Raw genomic sequence first — 15,821 nt, 5'->3', positions numbered from 1 at the left:
GCCGGTATGCTGAAGAAATTCCTCAATCACAAGCTCGCATCGGACGCATGGCGCCATCGGCCATAAGCCGCCGATCTCATTGCGGAACGCAAGCGGCGCTCCCAGTTCGCCACTGTGACAAAGGCCGGAAAACACCAACCTCCGGCGGCCCGGAAAAGCGGACCAGATCAAGCCGACTATGTATCCGCGACAAGCTGATCGAGCATGGGCGCGATATCCGCGAGCACGGCGTCGACATGCCGGAGGTGCGCGAATGGTGCTGGGCTGCAAGTGCGTGAGCGCACAGCGATGGATCGCCGGTATACAGAAGACATGCCCGACGTCGCGAATGGTTCATAAGCGCCACGCGTTCGCCCTATGTTAAGGACACCGCGCCGGGGAGCCAACCTCAGTGTAACATCGGAAGGTCGCCGCAGTGAACACCATCAAGGCCTCGACGCGTGCCTATGAAACCTGGCTGAAAGCTCAGATCGGTCCAGACTTCGTCAAGGCCGGCCTCGCCGAAAAACATCGCAAGATGCACGACGGCCCTTTTTCATTCCTGCGCGCAACCTATTGGCGCTGGGCCGAGACGATCCTGGAAATCTGTCCCGAACTCGCCGACGCCCCCGAGATTCTGGCGATCGGCGACACCCATATCGAGAACTTCGGCACCTGGCGCGACGTCGAGGGCCGACTGATCTGGGGCGCCAACGACTTCGACGAAGCCGCCGTCATGCCCTATCCGCTCGATCTCGTCCGCCTCGCCACCAGCGCTCTCCTCGCTCGCGAGGACGGCCCGACCGCGTCCGTGATCTGCACCGCTCTCCTGGAGGGCTACACCCAGGGCCTTGCCGCTCCCGCCCCGCTGGTGCTGGAGCGCGACTACAAGTGGTTGCGCAAGGCGATCGTGCAGCCGGAGCCGGAGCGGGCGGCATTCTGGGAAAAAATCGACGCTCTCGCGCCCACCGCCATCCCACCGCGATACGAGAATGCCTTGCGCGCTGTCATGCCTGATCCGGCTACGCCCCTGGTGATGTCCCCCCGCACCGCCGGAACCGGGAGTCTCGGGCGGCCTCGTTTCGTCGCCAGCGGCACATGGCGCGGCGGACCTGTCCTGCGTGAAGCGAAAGCCATCGTCGTCTCGGCCTGGTCGCTGCGACATGCCCCCGGCACCACGACGATCCGCGTCGGCGAAATCGCTGCTGGCCGGTGCCGTGCGCCCGACCCGCACTATCAGGTCAGCAACGGAATCGTTGTGCGCCGCCTCTCGCCCAACAGCCGCAAGATCGAGGTGAAGGACGCCGCCGACGAGCTTCTGTTTCCCCGGATGCTCAAGCTCATGGGGCGGGAAATCGCGAACTGTCACGCCAACGACCCTGCTGTCCTGCCCATGATCCAGGAGGATCTCGCTCGTCGCGGTGGCGACTGGCTGCGGCAGGCTGCCAAGGTCGCGGCGCAAAGCGTCGCCCGGGAGCAGGCGGCGTTCGCCTGACGGGCACCTGGTAATCACCAGAGCATCGCGCGCCTCCGGGCATCATGACCCAGAACGTGCCAATGCGGAGACGGGCTGGTGCTGCGAGAGAGGATTGAACTCAGAATATCTATTTGAAATCAATATATTACATGCGTTATTGTGGCATTGGATTGGGTGGATTCTGTATCAATTCTGCTGTGGGCCATCGACAGTTATCTTGACGTTGCGTCGACAATGTTCCTTTTTTGTTCCAATGCAGGGGGCGCGGATCATCTCAGCCCAGCTGCTCCGGAACCAGATGATGTTGAGTGGGAGATTGCCAATCTCATTGCCGAATATGGCAGCGAGCACGTGGCGCTTCGTGCCTTCCTCATAGAGCGTGCTCTGGTTCTTGCCGAAGCCGATGGGTGCGTCTCGCGTGGATTCGTGCGCGGCTGGTTCCCGGATGGCGCTCGCGCGCCTATCGACGATGAGCAAGGGGGGCATCTCTGGTCCAGAGATCGAAGCGGTCGTTGTCCCCCGGCAAGATCCAAGAGATGCAGCGCGAGGTAACAGCCTTCGAGTGGAAGGTGGGGACTTGGGCGGCAGAGGTGCCGATCGGGGGAGCGGTCTATATCGGCCTCGATCCGCTCAATCACTCGCTACAGTTGATGACGCGCATCCTCAATGGCGAAAAGGATGGGCAAGGCTTCGAGCGCCGTTCGCTGGTTGACTGCTTGCGAGCGTCGCATCGGAACTGCGGCGACGGCTATTGGTTGATTGATGACATCGGGCAGGAGGGCGGGCGGGGGGCGCGGCAGTTGCTCTGGAGTTGACCCGCTTCCGATCGTCATCCCCGCTGGCCATGATTCATTGAGGAGGAAGCGATGAGGGACGGAAAAGGCGACAAACTTTCAACAGCCGAATTGGAGAAGGTCCACGCGGCCGTGAAGTCCGACACCGACCGGCCAAGCAGCGCAAAGAGCGGAAGTTTGCCAGACCGACAGGCTACAAGGTCCGAAAAGAGCGGTGGACAGGAGGAAATGCATAAATCCACACACCGTCTCGATAGCTCCATCATCGGCGATCCGGTGGAGGATGAGCCATGATGACGGACCGCAAAACGCCCGACCGCGAGGGGTAGCTTGAACCCACAGTTGCGCCCGCAGGCGGGAGAACATGGCGAGTTCGGGCGGGTGCGACCATTTGGGCCGGCAGCGCGGCCGCGGTCACCGCAAGGCGATCGGCTACAGCGCTGAAGCCCAGCCATTGCTCGACAAGGCCGGCGTCGTCAGTCGCCGAACAGAACGAGCGTCCGCGCGTTGCCTGGTCATGTTCAGATGACGAAAGGCCAGCCCTATGCCGGACTACACGCTCTACTATTGGTCGGTCCCATTCCGGGGACAGTTCGTGCGGGCGGTTTTGTCTTGGGCGGGCAAAACATGGCACGAAGCCGGCGACGACCAGATCCAGAAGCTCATGAAAGCGCAGGTCGAAGACATGCCGGTCCCCTTCATGGGGCCGCCGCTGTTGATCGACAACCCGAACGGTTTCGCGATCGCGGAAATGCCGGCGATCATTCTCTATCTTGGCGAAACGCTCGACCTGATGCCGACGACACCCTCGCTCAGGGCGTTGACCATGAAAATCGTCAACGATGCCAATGACGTGATCGACGAGATCACTCTTCAGGGCGGTCAGTCGATGTGGACGGAAGCACGATGGCGCGAATTCGTACCGCGCCTCAAGAAGTGGATGTCCTTCTGGGAGGAAACCGGGCGTCGGCATGGGCTTGAGGCGGAGAGCGGCTTTCTGTTGGGCGGAGAGGTGCCGGGAATTGCCGATGTCATCACCGCGACGTTGTGGACGACGATGGCTGATCGCTTTTCCGATATCGCGGCGATCTTCGACGACGCTGCGCCTCTCACGAGCGCTCTTGCCCGTCGCGTTTCCAACCTGCCGGCCCTGACCGAACTGGCCGACAAGGCCCGCACGGATTACGGCAACGCCTATTGTGGCGGGCACATCGAAGCTTCCTTGCGCAAGGTTGCCGATACATCAGCGCGGCGCCCGAACTGACAGAGCCGGGCCTTGCCGACCGGCCATGGCTGGGCAGCCGGCGAGCCGCCCCAACGTCGGCAGCATGGAACCGCCGCGGAAGCCGACCGTTCAGTGGCAGGGGCTTCAGGAGGTTGCCATGCGAGACGGAAACGGAAACCAGATGTCGCCCGAAGAGCAGCAGAAAGTGAAATCGATACAGGGCGCTCCTGACGAGCGCTCGTTGCGGAAAGTTTCGGTGGAACCGGGGCGTGAGGGGGCCGTGGTGAGCGCCGACAATGCGTCCGTTCCGCCCAGCCTTCCGCCCGGGTTGAAGGGCGAGGAATAGGGGCAGGCCTGCAAGAAGCAAGAAGAGTGAAGAAGGACGGACGGCGTCGAAGGTCAAATACGCTCGCCGTCAGATCGGCGGAGATTACCGCGGCTCTCCAGGAGATCGCGGATCAAGCCGGCGAAAGTGCGAACCACCTCTGTGTACCACCGAGGAGTTTGCCAACGCCTTGCAATGCAAGGAGTTCCTGAAATTTCAGGTGTTGTGCTGGTGCTGCGAGAGAGGATTGAACTCTCGACCTCTCCATTACCAATGGAGTGCTCTACCACTGAGCTACCGCAGCAGGATCGATGGGCCTTGAAGCGTCTGGCAAGTCGCGAGAAGCGATTGCCAGAGCGGGCGTCGTTCCGAAGCGGCGTCCTGATGCCACAAGCTCCCGGCCTATGCAACCCGGGAAGCTCAATCAGCTAGCAGCAACCGCTCATCAATGCGGAAGAGCCGGCCGTCGCCGAGCAGATGGGCGCTCAGGCCCTCCAGGAAAAGCGGCCGGAAGGCGGCGTCGCGCAGGTTCAGGCCGCCGGCATAGGCGCCCATCGCCGGCATGACGCAGCGGCGCGGCGACAGGGCAAAGCAGCGCCGCCGCAAGGCGCGCCCGCGCATCCTGACTTTCGCTGCGGGGTGGAGATGGCCGGCGATCTCGAAACCGGTCTCGCCGGAATCAGGCTCGTGGCGCAGGGCAACGCCTGCGATCTCGAGGCCGGCCGCCGTCTCGCCGCCCATGGCGGGGCCGATCTCGCGATCATGATTGCCGGTGATCCAGAGCCAGTCGCGGCCCTGCTGGAGCTGGCGCAATGTCGCGAGGTTGCCGGGCGCGATGCGGCTTTCGGCATGGATATCGTGAAAGCTGTCGCCGAGCGCGATCACGCGGGCAGGCGCGTGGCGCAGGATCGCGGCCGCGAGTGCAGCCAGCGTCGCAGCCGAATCATAGGGCGGCAGGAAGACGCCGCGTGCCGCATAGGCCGAGCCCTTCTCCAGATGCAGATCGGCGACGACGAGCGTGCGCTCATCCGGCAGCCAGAGCGCACCCGACAGATCGGGCACGAGCGCCAATCGCCCCAGCATGAAGGCTGTAGCCGATGCCTGCGCCTGGACCGCCTGAGATCGTGCCATCAAGGTCACGCCATCGCCTCCTCGATCAGCATCGCTTCGGCTTCCGCCAATATCTCGTCGGCCGCTTCGCCATAGACCGCCTCGCGCCCGATCTCGAGCATCACCGAGACTGAGAGCGGCGAAACATGGTCCAGCGGCTGATGCACGATATGGCCGCTGATTCGTGTCAGCATCTGACCAAGCCGCTGGATGTCGAGCAAGCCCGTGGCAGCGTCGGCGCGTGCGGCCTTGAGCAGCACATGCTCGGGCTCGTGCCGGCGCAGCACATCATAGACCAGGTCGGTCGACATCGTGACCTGGCGGCCGCTTTTTTCCTGGCCGGGAAAGCGCCGCTCGATCAGCCCCGCAATGACGGCGCAGCCGCGGAAGGTGCGCTTCATCAGGGCCGATTCGGCCAGCCACGCCTCCAGATCGTCGCCGAGCATGTCCTGCGCGAAGAGCTCATCGAGGCTGAGTGCCTCGCGCGCGATCGCGGCCGTCATGTCGCCGAGCCCCCAGACCGCGATGCCGTAATCATTGCAGACGAAGCCGAGCGGCCGCATCCGCCCCCGCTCCAGCCGCCGCGTCAGCAGCATGCCGAGCGTCTGATGGGCGAGGCGGCCCTCGAAGGGATAGGCGACGAGGTAGAACTTGCCGCCGCGCGGAAAGCTCTCGACCAGGAGTTCACCCGGCTTGGGCAAGCGCGATTTCAGACGCTGCGCATTGAGCCAGGCCGAGACCTCCTCGGGCAGCGAGGCCCATTCCTTGGGGTTCGCCAGCATGGCGCGGACCCGGGCGGCCAGAAAGGTCGAGAGCGGAAACTTGCCGCCATTATAGGAGGGGATCTTCGGGTCGGTGCCGGGCGGGGCGCGCGAGCAGATCGCCTCATTGCCATTGATGCCCTCGAAGCGCAGCACCTCGCCGGCGAAGATGAAGGTGTCGCCAGGCGTCATCGTCTCCGCGAAATACTCCTCGATCTCGCCGAGCATCCGCCCGCCGCTGGTGACCCGGGAGGGTTGGCCGGGCTTAGCCATTCGCGCCCGGCCAAGCCGGACCTTGAGCATGGTCGATTCGACGATGGTGCCGACATTCATGCGGTATTGCTGGATCACGCGGGCATGGCTCGCGCGCCAAAGCCCGACCTTGTCCTGCCGCAGCTTGGCGAAGCGTTCATAGGAGCGCAGCGCATAGCCCCCGGTCGCGACGAAGTTCACCACCGCGTCGAAATCGGCCCGCGTCAGCCCGGCATAGGGCGAGGCGGTGCGGATTTCCTCATAAAGCGCCCCGGCCTCGAAGCCGTCCGAGCAGGCGACGCCGAGCACATGCTGGGCCAGCACGTCGAGCGCCCCGATGCGCGGCTCGGCGGTATCCTGGGCGGCCTCCGCCACGGCCTCAATCGCGGCCTTGCACTCCAGCAGCTCGAAGCGGTTGGAGGGCACCAGCAAGGCCTGCGACGGCTCGTCCATGCGGTGGTTGGAGCGGCCGATGCGCTGCATCAACCGGCTCGCGCCCTTGGGCGCGCCGATATTGACGACGAGATCGACATCGCCCCAGTCGATGCCGAGATCGAGCGTCGCGGTGCAGACCACGGCCTTGAGCTTGCCCGCCGCCATCGCCGCCTCGACCTTGCGGCGCTGCGCGACATCGAGCGAGCCGTGATGCAAGGCTATCGGCAGATTGTCGTCGTTGATGCTCCACAGCGCCTGGAAGGCGAATTCCGCCTGCATGCGCGTGTTGACGAAGACCAGCGTCAGCTTGTGCCGGCCGATCGCCTTGTAGATCTCGCCCATGGCGTGGCCGGTGGTGTGGCCGGCGAGCGGCAGGCGGCTTGCGGTCTGCAGGATGCCGATGCGCGCCTTCGCCCCGCCGGTGACGGTGACGAGCCCTGCCGGGGTCTGCGTCCCCCCAAGGAAACGCTGCAGGTCCGCGGGCTCGCGCACCGTGGCGGAGAGACCGACGGCGCTGACCTGCGGCGCGAGCGTCCGCAGCCGGGCAAGGTCGAGCGAGAGCAGGTCGCCGCGTTTCGACGTCACGAGCGCGTGCAGTTCGTCGAGCACGATACGGCGTAAGCTTGCGAAAAAGGGTTTTGCGTCGCGATGCGAGACCAGCAGCGCCAATTGCTCGGGCGTCGTCAGCAGGATGTCGGGCGGCCGTTCCATCTGGCGGGTGCGCTTGGCCGCCGAGGTGTCGCCGGTGCGGGTCTCGACCTTGATGGGGAGGCCCATCTCCGCGATCGGCATTTCGAGATTGCGGGCGATATCGACGGCGAGCGCCTTCAGCGGCGAGATGTAGAGCGTATGCAGCCCCTCGCGCTCGCGGCCTTGCTCGGTGAGTTCGACCAGCGATGGCACGAAACCGGCGAGCGTCTTGCCGGCACCGGTCGGGGCGACGAGCAGGGTCGAGCGCCCGGCGCGGGCCTCCTCCAGCAGGGCAAGCTGATGCGGCCGCGCGCTCCAGCCGCGGCTGGCGAACCAGGCGGAGAAGGCGAGGGGCAAGAATGCAGGCGGCAAGGCGGCGGAGGCGCTCATTCCCGCCAGAGATAGGCGCTGGAGGCGGGGAGGGGAATGACCGGTATCAAGGTTGGTCGGTCTTGAACTCTGCCCCGATATCTCGATGACGTTCGAGGATATTGACGATCTCGACCGTGTCTTCGACATATCGGAAGAGGATGACATAGCCCTTGAAGGCAAAGCTCCGAAGGTCCGACTGAAGTTCGGAACGTGCGCGTCCTATCGTTCCCGGCAAGGCCGCGATCTTCTCGCACTGAATTCGGAAGGTGCCGACGAACGAACGCGCGATTTCGCTGCTGCCGCTACTCAGGCGAATATATCGCGCTATGGCGAGAAGGTCGTCTCGCGCGGCATCATTATAGCGAAGCTGCCGCATCAGCGGCTCGTTGCGGCCATGTCGATCTCGTCAAGGGCCGCTTCGACGGCCGCAGCGACCTCTTCACTTGTATGCGAGCCGCCACGCGCGATGGATTCCTCGACCATTTGACGCAGCGCCAGAAGCCGCTCCTCGCGCTCCTGCACGAGGCGCAGCCCCTCGGTGACGACGTCGCTGGCCGAGACATAACGGCCGGTCTCGACCGCAGCCGCGACGAAAGATTGCCAGCGCTCTCCGATTGGGACGTCCATCCGGCTGCCTCCTTCATTCATCCGCATAATAGCGCGAAATCTGGCGATGCTGCCAGCCTCGTCCGCGTTCAGCCCTTCTGCGCCACCACGATCAGCCCGGGCACGGCCACGCCGCGATCCTGCCTTGTGCTCGCGGCCCCGATCAGCAGCGGCGTCAGTCTCGCCTCAGCCAGCCTGTCGCGCAGCCAGCCCTCCGCATGGGCAAAGCGCCGGTCGGCTCCGACGATCACGCCTTCAGCCTCATGGCTCTGCACGGTAAAGGCGAGCAGGCCGCCAGGTTTCAGCACGCGCGCGCTCTGCGCGAAGGCGGCCGCAAGCTCGCCGAGATAGACGAAGACATCCGCCGCGACGACGAGGTCGGTCGAGGCGTCCGGCCGGCTCACCAGGAAGCTGGTCAGGCCGGCGACTGCGAGCTTGTCGTAGAGCGGCGCATCGTTGTCCTGCAGCTTCGCCCGCGCCCGCTCGATCATGCGCGGCGAGAGATCGCAGCCGGCGAGGAAACCGGTCTCGTTCCGGATCGCCTCGCCCATCAGCCCGGTGCCGCAGCCAAGATCATAGACGGTCTCGAAGCGGAAGGGGTTGCCCGTCTCCTGACAGATGCGGGCGAGCGCCTGCTGCAGAAGGGCAGGGGCATTGTAGCGGAGGGTCTCGACCAGATGGCTGTCGAAGCGCTCGGCATAGCCGTCGAAGAGCACGCCGGAGAAATTCTCCGAGGTCGCCTCCTCGGCCGACAGCGCGCCGATGCGGGCGAGGTCGAGCCTGGCGCCGAAATGGTCGTTGGGGTCGAGCGTCAGGCATTGCCGCCAGGCGGTGGCGGCGTCCTCATTGCGGCCGAGCGCCTCCTGCGCCAGCCCGTAGAGATGCCAGGCGGCGGTGAAATGGTAGGCTTGCGCCAAGGTCTGGTCGAGGATCTCGACGCAGGCTGCGGCATCGCCCTCCTTGAGCGCGGCCTTGGCCCAAGTATAGCGGCGGTCGAGCGTCGGATCGCCCGAGCTGGCGGAATGCGTGGCGGAACCCTTTTCGATCATGCGCGTCGGTCTATCTGAGGAGAATGACACTGGCCAGACAGCGCTCCCAGAACCTGCGCCCTTCGGAGCTGCTGATCCCGACGCCGGCCGGGCTCTATTGCCCGCTGGCCGACATCCATATCGATCCCATGCGCCCCGTGGCGCGGGCGCTGATCACGCATGGCCATTCCGATCATGCGCGCGCCGGCCACGGCGCGGTGCTGGCGACGCGCGAGACGCTCGCCATCATGGCGCTGCGCTATGGCGAGGGTTTCGCGGGCGAGCGGCAGGAGGCCGTTCCCGGTGCGGTGACGCGGATCGGCGCGGTCGATTTCCGCTTCGTGCCCGCCGGGCATGTGCTGGGCTCGGCCCAGATCGTGGTCGAGGCCAGGGGTCTGCGGATCGTCGTCTCCGGCGACTACAAACGCGAGCGCGACCCGACCTGCGCCGGTTTCGAGCCGGTGCCATGCGATATCTTCATCACCGAGGCGACCTTCGGCCTGCCGGTGTTCCGCCATCCGCCGGCGCATCTGGAGGTGGCGAAACTGCTGGAATCCGTCCGGCTCTTTCCGGAACGCACGCATATCGTCGGGGCCTATTCGCTGGGGAAGGCGCAGCGCGTCATGGCGCTGATCCGCGAGGCCGGGTTTGATCGCCCGATCTACATCCATGGCGCGATGGACAAGCTCACCGATTTCTACATGTCTGAGGGCGCGCAGCTCGGCCCTATCCGCAAGGTGATCGAAGCTGAGCGCAAAAGCCTGGGCGGCGAGATAGTGATCTGCCCGCCGAGCGCGATCCAGGATCTCTGGGCCCGCAAATTCCCCGATCCCGTCACCGCCTTCGCCTCAGGTTGGATGCGGATCAGGGCGCGCGCTCGGCAAAGGGGCGTCGAACTGCCCCTGATCATCTCCGACCATGCCGATTGGGACGCTCTCCAGGCGACGATCCGCGAGGTCCAGGCCGGGGAAATCTGGGTCACGCATGGCGAGGCCGATGCGCTGGTGCATTGGTGCGGTACGGTTGGCCTCAAGGCCAAGCCGCTGCACCTGGTCGGCTATGGCGATGAGGGTGAGGCCGAGCCGGCCGGGGAGACGGACAATGCCGTCACCGGCTGAAACGATGTTAGCGGGCCGTCTGCGCCATCACGGCGCGCGAAGGCGCGGTCATGCCGATGAGCGCGGTCGCCATGTCGCGGGCGAGGCAGTCATAGCCGGCATCGCTCATGTGGAAGCCGTCGGAGGACAGCGCGCTGGTGAAGGCCTGGGCGTCGTTGCGATACCATTCCCGCATGGCGTCGTAGCGGGTGAACACCGGCACGTTCTGGCCGCGCGCCGTGTTGGCGATGGCCGCGACGAAATCGCGATAGCGTTCCGGCTCGCGGACGCCGGGGAAGAATTGCGGATCGAGGAGGGCAAGGCTCACCCCTGCCTGCTTCACCATGGCGATGCCGTCGCCGACCATGGTCTTGAAGGCGCCGAGATCGCCGCCATTGACGGCGTCGTTGGTGCCGACCTGCCAGATCACGAGGTCGTACCGGCGCGCACTGAGCGCGGTTTTCAGGCGGATGAGCGTCTGCGGAGCGGTCTCGCCGCCGATGCCGGCATTGACGATCTCGATCGGGAGATTGGGCCAGGCCTTGCCGAGCAGCGCCCTGAGCCGGGCCGGATAGGTCTTGTCCTTGGCGGAGGCGCCGATGCCCTCGGTCGAGGAGGAGCCGATCGCCAGGATCGTGAGCGAAGGACCCTGCGCGACCCGCGCGGAGAGGGTCGAGAGAGAGGCGACAGGCTGCACGATCGGCGTTTCGCGGCAGGAGAAGGTGGCCGCCTGTGCGGTGGCCCCGGCCAACATCGTCGCTGCGAAGAGATTCAAGGCAAGGAACCGCATCGCGGCGCGCATCGGCAACATCCCCCCAAAGATGCCTTCGTCGGTAAGGTCTCCTTCCTGAATGGTAGCTGAACGATGCAGCGCAACATGTGGACACATCCCGGCCGTGGCGGGAGTGCGACGCGATGAACCGCTTCGCCTGGCTGCTCGACCGCCTGGCCTATGAGCCACGCCGCAACGCCAAGCTCGCCTTGATCGCCGATTACCTTCGCACGACGCCCGATCCCGATCGCGGCCTGGCGCTCGCGGCGATGACGGGCGGGCTGGTCTTCCGCAACGCCAAACCGGGCCTGATTCGCGCGCTGATCGCCGAGCGGGCCGATCCGGTCCTGTTTGCGCTGTCCTATGACTATGTCGGCGATCTCTCGGAGACGGTCGCATTGATGTGGCCGGCCAGGCACGGCGCCAATGATGTGCCGCATCTGCCTGATGTCGTCGCCGGCCTGCGCGAGGCCGGCAAGACCGATCTTCCTCGTCTTGTTGCAGGCTGGCTCGATGCGCTCGACGAGACCGGGCGCTGGGCTCTGCTCAAGCTTATCACCGGCGCGCTGCGCATCGGCGTCTCGGCGCGCCTGGCCAAGACCGCTGCCGCCAGCCTCGGTGGCGTGGCGCCCGACGAGGTCGAGCAGGTCTGGCATGGGTTGGAGCCGCCCTATATCGCGCTCTTCGCCTGGCTGGAGGGCAAGGCGCCGCGACCAGCGGCGAGTGATCCCGCGCCGTTCCGTCCGGTCATGCTGTCGCACCCGGTCGAGGAGGGCGATTTCGACAAACTCGACCCGGCCGATTTCAGCGCCGAATGGAAATGGGACGGCATCCGCGTCCAGGCGGTCAGCGGTACGCGCGCCGATGGCTCGCGCCTGACGCGGCTCTATTCCCGCACTGGCGAGGACATTGCCGGCGCCTTTCCCGATCTCGTCGAGGCGCTGACGCGCGACGGGGCGCTCGATGGCGAGTTGCTGGTGATGCGCGATGGCGCCGTGCAGAGCTTCAACACCTTGCAGCAGCGCCTGAACCGCAAGACGGTGACGACGAAGATGCTGGCGGAATTTCCCGCTCATATCCGCGTCTACGACCTGCTGGTCGATGGCGACGAGGATATCCGCGAGCTGCCATTGGAGGAGCGCCGCGCGCGGCTGGAGGCTTTCCTCGGCAAGCTCGACAGCGCGCGCTTCGATCTCTCGCGCGTCATTCCCTTCGAGAGCTGGGACGATCTGGCCGCCGCCCGCGCCGACCCTGCCGCTGCCGGCGCGGGCGCTGACGCAGAAGCCGTCGAAGGCTGCATGATCAAGCGCAGCGATTCGCCTTATCTGCCGGGCCGGCCCAAGGGCTATTGGTGGAAATGGAAGCGCGCGGCGCGGCTGGTCGATTGCGTGCTGATGTATGCCCAGCGCGGCCACGGCAAGCGCTCCTCGTTTTATTCCGACTACACCTTCGGCGTCTGGCGCGAGAGCCCGGAGGGGCAGGAGCTGGTGCCGGTCGGCAAGGCCTATTTCGGCTTCACCGATGAGGAGCTGGTCGAGATCGACCGCTATGTGCGCAAGAACACGCTGAACCGCTTCGGCCCGGTGCGGGAGGTCAGGCATGACGCCGAAAGCGGCCTCGTCTTCGAGGTCGCTTTTGAGGGTTTGCAGCGCTCGACCCGGCATAAATCCGGGCTCGCCATGCGTTTTCCCCGCATCAACCGCATCCGCTGGGACAAGCCGCCTGGAGAGGCTGACCGGATCGAGGCGCTGGAACGGCTCCTGCCGGCCGAAGGCTGAGCCGAGCCCGGCGGGAACTACGCCGAAAGTCCGCCTCCTGATTGCATTGCAACATGCGTCGATCTGGTTCAGAGCCTTCATGATCGCGCGCCGGCCTTGCGATAGTGGCAGGTCGGTGTGCTTGAGATCGCGGTCGCGACTGGGGCAGTATGGCGCGACCGGCAGACGAACAGGGATATGCGCGATGACGAAGCAGCCTTCGACGCGGATCGTGATCGCGGACGACCATCCCCTGTTCCGGGGCGCGTTGCGGCAGGCCGTCTCGCACGCGCTCGAGGGCGCGGATGTCAGCGAGGTCGGCTCACTGGAGTCATTGACCGAGGCCTTGTCGCAAGGGGCTGACGCCGATCTCGTCCTGCTCGACCTGACGATGCCGGGTGTGCAGGGCTTCTCCGGCCTGCTCTTCCTGCGCGCCGACCATCCCGAGGTGCCGGTCATCGTGGTCTCGGCCAATGACGAGCCGACCGTGATCCGCCGCTGCATCGAGTTCGGAGCGCTCGGTTTCCTGCCGAAGACGGCCGATGTCGAGCAGATGGGCGAGGCGATCCGCGCCGTGCTCGCCGGCAGCGTCTGGACGCCGCCGGGCGTCGATCTGTCTTCGCCGGTCGATATCGAGGTCGCCGACATGGTGCGCCGGCTCTCGACGCTGACGCCGCAGCAGGTGCGCGTGCTGATGATGCTGTCGGAGGGGTTGCTCAACAAGCAGATCGCCTATGAGCTCGGCGTCTCGGAGGCGACCGTGAAGGCGCATGTCTCCGCGATCCTGACCAAGCTCAATGTCGACAGCCGCACGCAGGCCGTGATCGCCGCCGCCAAGATCGCCGGCACGGCCTGGGCGACGGCAGGCGCATCCGCGACGATATGACGGTGGGGTGAAAGCGGGCCGTGCTGCCATTCAGCCCCGGTTCAACCGGGCGGTGGTCTGATCGGTTCGTGTTTGGGGGATTTTTCGCGATGGCGAATGGCAATATCGAACGTTTTCTCGGCGGCTCCGTACTCAGCGTCCTGGTCCGATTGATCTTCATCTCGCTGCTCGTGGGCGCGGCGATGGCGTTTCTCGGCTTGTCGCCGCGTGGGCTTTACGAGGTCGTGGCGCGCTTTGTCCGCTCGCTCGGGGATCTCGGCTTCGGGGCCGTCCGCGAGATCGGGCAATGGGTCATCGCCGGTGCGCTGATCGTGATACCGCTCTGGCTGCTCTCGCGCCTGTTCGCGGCGCGGCGCTAGAGCAGGATGATTTGGCTCGGAAACACCAGCGTCATTCCGGGGCGATCCGAAGGATCGAGCTCGGAACCCAGAGCCGATGCGGGTTCTCAATGATGCGCACGCATGGCGAGCCTCGAAGATCGAGCGCATCGGTTCTGGGTTCCGGGCTCAGGCCGGCGGTCTGCCCCGGAATGACGGTGTGGTTCAGACCATAGTCATCAGATCGCTAGAGCAGGATGCGAAAAACCGGTTCCCACTTCTAGCCTCCAAGCGTCTCGCCGCGCGCGATCGCGGCGGCATCGCGTCCGACAAGGGCGCTGAGCCTGCCGACGCCCGTCTTGCGGGCCTCGGCCGTGAGGCCTGCCTTGATGGTCGCGGCCAGCGCCGGCCCGTGGAAGACCAGGGCCGAGTAGAACTGCACGAGATCGGCGCCGGCCCGGATCTTGGCGAAGGCGGTCGCGGTCGAATCGATGCCGCCGACGCCGACCAGCGGGAACTGGCGCTCGACGCGCAGGAAGGTTTCGGCGAGCAGCCTGGTCGAAGGCAGGAAGAGCGGCTTGCCCGAGAGGCCGCCGGTCTCGGCCTTCGCCGTGTTGCGCAGGGTCGCTGGGCGCGCCACCGTCGTGTTCGAGACGATCATGCCGTCGATGCCGCGCTTGCGCGCCACCGCGACGATGCCGTCGAGCTCGGTCAGGCTCAGATCCGGCGCGATCTTGAGCAGCATCGGCGTAGCCCGGCCGGCGCTGCTCGCCGCCTCGTCCCGCGCGGCCAGCGCCCGTGCGATCAGGTCGTCGAGCGCCGATTCGGCCTGCAGATCGCGCAGGCCCGGCGTGTTGGGCGAGGAGATGTTGATCGTCAGGAAGTCGGCGACAGGCGCCAGCCGCCGCGCGAGCACGGCATAATCGGCGGAGCGGTCGGCGGAGTCCTTGTTGGCCCCGAGATTGACGCCGACGATGCCGTTGCGGCCGCGCCGCGCCTGGAGCCGCGCGGCGACCGCTTCCATGCCTTCGCTGTTGAGGCCGTAGCGGTTGATCACCGCCTCGTCCTCGGTCAATCGGAAGACGCGCGGGCGCGGATTGCCGGGCTGGGGCAGAGGCGTGACGCCGCCGACCTCGACGAAGCCGAAGCCCAGGCCCAGCGCCCCGTCCACCGCTTCGGCATGCTTGTCGAAGCCGGCTGCGAGGCCGACCGGGTTGGTGAAGGAGAGGCCGAAGGCCTGCGTCGCCAGGACTGGATCGTCGGCGGCCGGCCTCAGCGCCGGCGCGACGGCGAGCGCTGCGACCGTCATGCGATGAGCCGTCTCGGCGTCGAGCCGGTGGATCAGCGGGCGGGCGAGATTGAACAGGGCGCCGATCACGCGACATCCTCCGGAAAGAGATGGGTGCCGTCGGCTGCGAGCGGAAGCGGCGCGATCCAGCGGACGGATTTGGGGTCGAGCGGGGCGTAGAGATGCGGAAACAGCGCCCCGCCGCGCGAGGGCTCATGGCGCAAGGCTTCGCCGAGGCGTGAAGCGTCGACCGCGATCAGCAGCAGGTCGCGCTGGCCGACGAAGTGCTTCGCCGCTGTCTCCCGCGCCTGCGCTCCGGTCGAGAAATGGATGTAGCCGTCGGCGAGATCGATCGGCGCACCGTTGAAACGGCCGGAAAGCTCGGCTTCGCGCCACAAGGCTTCGGGGCAGATCTTGTAGATGAGCGGCACGCACAGCCTCGCCGGATTCGCACGGGCCTCGACATAGAGCACGATACGGAAAAGTGGGAGCCGGTTTTTCGCATTGATCCTGCTCTGACTCTTGGATGAGAGACGGCTGGCAGGAGGATAGCGCAAATCTTATCCGCGCTTCCGCAGAAATCGGATTGGAATCTTATCGGATAGGGGGTATTTCCTATTTCATAACGGCAACATCAGGAACGAGGCTCC

General features: G+C 65.7%; 16 protein-coding genes and 1 tRNA gene. 7 read left to right on the top strand and 10 right to left on the bottom strand.

What is annotated here, in order from left to right; all coding sequences use genetic code 11:
• The first annotated feature begins 415 nt into the window (after window positions 1–415).
• Complete coding sequence (locus BHK69_RS25790; protein WP_069692598.1) at window positions 416–1,474, top strand: DUF2252 family protein; 1,059 nt, start codon at window positions 416–418, stop codon at window positions 1,472–1,474.
• 168 nt (window positions 1,475–1,642) lie between these two features.
• Here the strand turns inward: BHK69_RS25790 and BHK69_RS25785 are convergent, their stop codons facing one another.
• Window positions 1,643–1,933: a hypothetical protein gene (locus tag BHK69_RS25785; protein WP_148663590.1), complete on the bottom strand. Its 291-nt coding sequence runs from the start codon at window positions 1,931–1,933 to the stop codon at window positions 1,643–1,645.
• Between the two features lie 59 nt (window positions 1,934–1,992).
• Between BHK69_RS25785 and BHK69_RS25780 the strand changes: the two genes are divergently transcribed.
• Both BHK69_RS25780 and gst read left to right on the top strand, forming a co-directional pair.
• Window positions 1,993–2,271: a hypothetical protein gene (locus tag BHK69_RS25780; protein ID WP_148663589.1), complete on the top strand. Its 279-nt coding sequence runs from the start codon at window positions 1,993–1,995 to the stop codon at window positions 2,269–2,271.
• A 523-nt stretch (window positions 2,272–2,794) separates the two neighbouring features.
• Entirely contained in the window at window positions 2,795–3,514 is a 720-nt protein-coding gene (gene gst / locus BHK69_RS25775) for a glutathione transferase, Atu5508 family (protein WP_069692595.1), read from the top strand.
• Between the two features lie 515 nt (window positions 3,515–4,029).
• Here the strand turns inward: gst and BHK69_RS25765 are convergent.
• The 6 genes from BHK69_RS25765 to BHK69_RS25740 all read right to left on the bottom strand — a co-directional run bounded on the left by BHK69_RS25765 (window position 4,030) and on the right by BHK69_RS25740 (window position 9,075).
• Window positions 4,030–4,104 (bottom strand) — tRNA-Thr (locus BHK69_RS25765).
• Between the two features lie 116 nt (window positions 4,105–4,220).
• The gene (pdeM, locus tag BHK69_RS25760; protein WP_069693967.1) at window positions 4,221–4,931 is read right to left on the bottom strand and encodes a ligase-associated DNA damage response endonuclease PdeM; all 711 of its coding nucleotides are present in this window, start codon (window positions 4,929–4,931) and stop codon (window positions 4,221–4,223) included.
• A gap of 5 nt (window positions 4,932–4,936) precedes the next feature.
• Window positions 4,937–7,438 carry a ligase-associated DNA damage response DEXH box helicase gene (locus BHK69_RS25755; RefSeq protein ID WP_069692593.1) on the bottom strand — a complete coding sequence of 834 codons (2,502 nt, stop codon included), beginning with the start codon at window positions 7,436–7,438 and terminating at the stop codon, window positions 4,937–4,939.
• 46 nt (window positions 7,439–7,484) lie between these two features.
• Window positions 7,485–7,796: a type II toxin-antitoxin system RelE/ParE family toxin gene (locus tag BHK69_RS25750; RefSeq protein WP_069692592.1), complete on the bottom strand. Its 312-nt coding sequence runs from the start codon at window positions 7,794–7,796 to the stop codon at window positions 7,485–7,487.
• The gene (locus BHK69_RS25745) at window positions 7,796–8,047 is read right to left on the bottom strand and encodes a type II toxin-antitoxin system ParD family antitoxin (protein WP_069692591.1); all 252 of its coding nucleotides are present in this window, start codon (window positions 8,045–8,047) and stop codon (window positions 7,796–7,798) included. The genes BHK69_RS25750 and BHK69_RS25745 overlap by 1 nt, the downstream gene beginning before the upstream one ends.
• Before the next feature lie 68 nt (window positions 8,048–8,115).
• Window positions 8,116–9,075, bottom strand: coding sequence for a class I SAM-dependent DNA methyltransferase (locus BHK69_RS25740; protein WP_069692590.1), 960 nt, complete (start codon window positions 9,073–9,075; stop codon window positions 8,116–8,118).
• Window positions 9,076–9,098: 23 nt separating this feature from the next.
• Here BHK69_RS25740 and BHK69_RS25735 point away from each other — a divergent pair, with 23 nt between their 5' ends.
• Window positions 9,099–10,172, top strand: a complete 1,074-nt coding sequence (locus BHK69_RS25735; protein WP_069692589.1) for a ligase-associated DNA damage response exonuclease — start codon at window positions 9,099–9,101, stop codon at window positions 10,170–10,172.
• Between the two features lie 7 nt (window positions 10,173–10,179).
• Here the strand turns inward: BHK69_RS25735 and BHK69_RS25730 are convergent, their stop codons facing one another.
• Window positions 10,180–10,953, bottom strand: coding sequence for an SGNH/GDSL hydrolase family protein (locus BHK69_RS25730; RefSeq protein ID WP_158516275.1), 774 nt, complete (start codon window positions 10,951–10,953; stop codon window positions 10,180–10,182).
• A 113-nt stretch (window positions 10,954–11,066) separates the two neighbouring features.
• Between BHK69_RS25730 and BHK69_RS25725 the strand changes: the two genes are divergently transcribed.
• From BHK69_RS25725 to BHK69_RS25715, 3 genes are all read left to right on the top strand, one after another.
• Window positions 11,067–12,701, top strand: a complete 1,635-nt coding sequence (locus BHK69_RS25725) for a cisplatin damage response ATP-dependent DNA ligase (protein ID WP_069692588.1) — start codon at window positions 11,067–11,069, stop codon at window positions 12,699–12,701.
• 184 nt (window positions 12,702–12,885) lie between these two features.
• Window positions 12,886–13,566, top strand: coding sequence for a response regulator (locus tag BHK69_RS25720; RefSeq protein WP_069692587.1), 681 nt, complete (start codon window positions 12,886–12,888; stop codon window positions 13,564–13,566).
• Between the two features lie 89 nt (window positions 13,567–13,655).
• Window positions 13,656–13,925, top strand: coding sequence for a DUF6460 domain-containing protein (locus BHK69_RS25715; protein ID WP_069692586.1), 270 nt, complete (start codon window positions 13,656–13,658; stop codon window positions 13,923–13,925).
• 238 nt (window positions 13,926–14,163) lie between these two features.
• Here the strand turns inward: BHK69_RS25715 and BHK69_RS25710 are convergent, their stop codons facing one another.
• Window positions 14,164–15,261 carry a quinone-dependent dihydroorotate dehydrogenase gene (locus BHK69_RS25710; protein ID WP_069692585.1) on the bottom strand — a complete coding sequence of 366 codons (1,098 nt, stop codon included), beginning with the start codon at window positions 15,259–15,261 and terminating at the stop codon, window positions 14,164–14,166.
• On the bottom strand, window positions 15,258–15,602 hold the full coding sequence (locus BHK69_RS25705; RefSeq protein WP_069693965.1) for a DUF952 domain-containing protein: 345 nt from the start codon (window positions 15,600–15,602) through the stop codon (window positions 15,258–15,260). The genes BHK69_RS25710 and BHK69_RS25705 overlap by 4 nt, the downstream gene beginning before the upstream one ends.
• Window positions 15,603–15,821 lie beyond the last annotated feature (219 nt).

This window comes from Bosea vaviloviae (assembly GCF_001741865.1).
Taxonomy (GTDB): domain Bacteria; phylum Pseudomonadota; class Alphaproteobacteria; order Rhizobiales; family Beijerinckiaceae; genus Allobosea; species Allobosea vaviloviae.
Note: the sequence above shows the minus strand (reverse complement) of the source record. Positions and strands in the feature narration are given on the sequence as shown.

Coding starts and splice junctions, on each gene's coding strand:
- BHK69_RS25780 (WP_148663589.1), top strand. CDS start 1,993: ATGCAGCGCGAGGTAACAGCCTTCGAGTGGAAGGTGGGGACTTGGGCG.
- gst (WP_069692595.1), top strand. CDS start 2,795: ATGCCGGACTACACGCTCTACTATTGGTCGGTCCCATTCCGGGGACAG.
- pdeM (WP_069693967.1), bottom strand. CDS start 4,931: ATGGCACGATCTCAGGCGGTCCAGGCGCAGGCATCGGCTACAGCCTTC.
- BHK69_RS25755 (WP_069692593.1), bottom strand. CDS start 7,438: ATGAGCGCCTCCGCCGCCTTGCCGCCTGCATTCTTGCCCCTCGCCTTC.
- BHK69_RS25750 (WP_069692592.1), bottom strand. CDS start 7,796: ATGCGGCAGCTTCGCTATAATGATGCCGCGCGAGACGACCTTCTCGCC.
- BHK69_RS25745 (WP_069692591.1), bottom strand. CDS start 8,047: ATGGACGTCCCAATCGGAGAGCGCTGGCAATCTTTCGTCGCGGCTGCG.
- BHK69_RS25740 (WP_069692590.1), bottom strand. CDS start 9,075: ATGATCGAAAAGGGTTCCGCCACGCATTCCGCCAGCTCGGGCGATCCG.
- BHK69_RS25735 (WP_069692589.1), top strand. CDS start 9,099: ATGACACTGGCCAGACAGCGCTCCCAGAACCTGCGCCCTTCGGAGCTG.
- BHK69_RS25730 (WP_158516275.1), bottom strand. CDS start 10,953: ATGCGCGCCGCGATGCGGTTCCTTGCCTTGAATCTCTTCGCAGCGACG.
- BHK69_RS25725 (WP_069692588.1), top strand. CDS start 11,067: ATGAACCGCTTCGCCTGGCTGCTCGACCGCCTGGCCTATGAGCCACGC.
- BHK69_RS25720 (WP_069692587.1), top strand. CDS start 12,886: ATGACGAAGCAGCCTTCGACGCGGATCGTGATCGCGGACGACCATCCC.
- BHK69_RS25715 (WP_069692586.1), top strand. CDS start 13,656: ATGGCGAATGGCAATATCGAACGTTTTCTCGGCGGCTCCGTACTCAGC.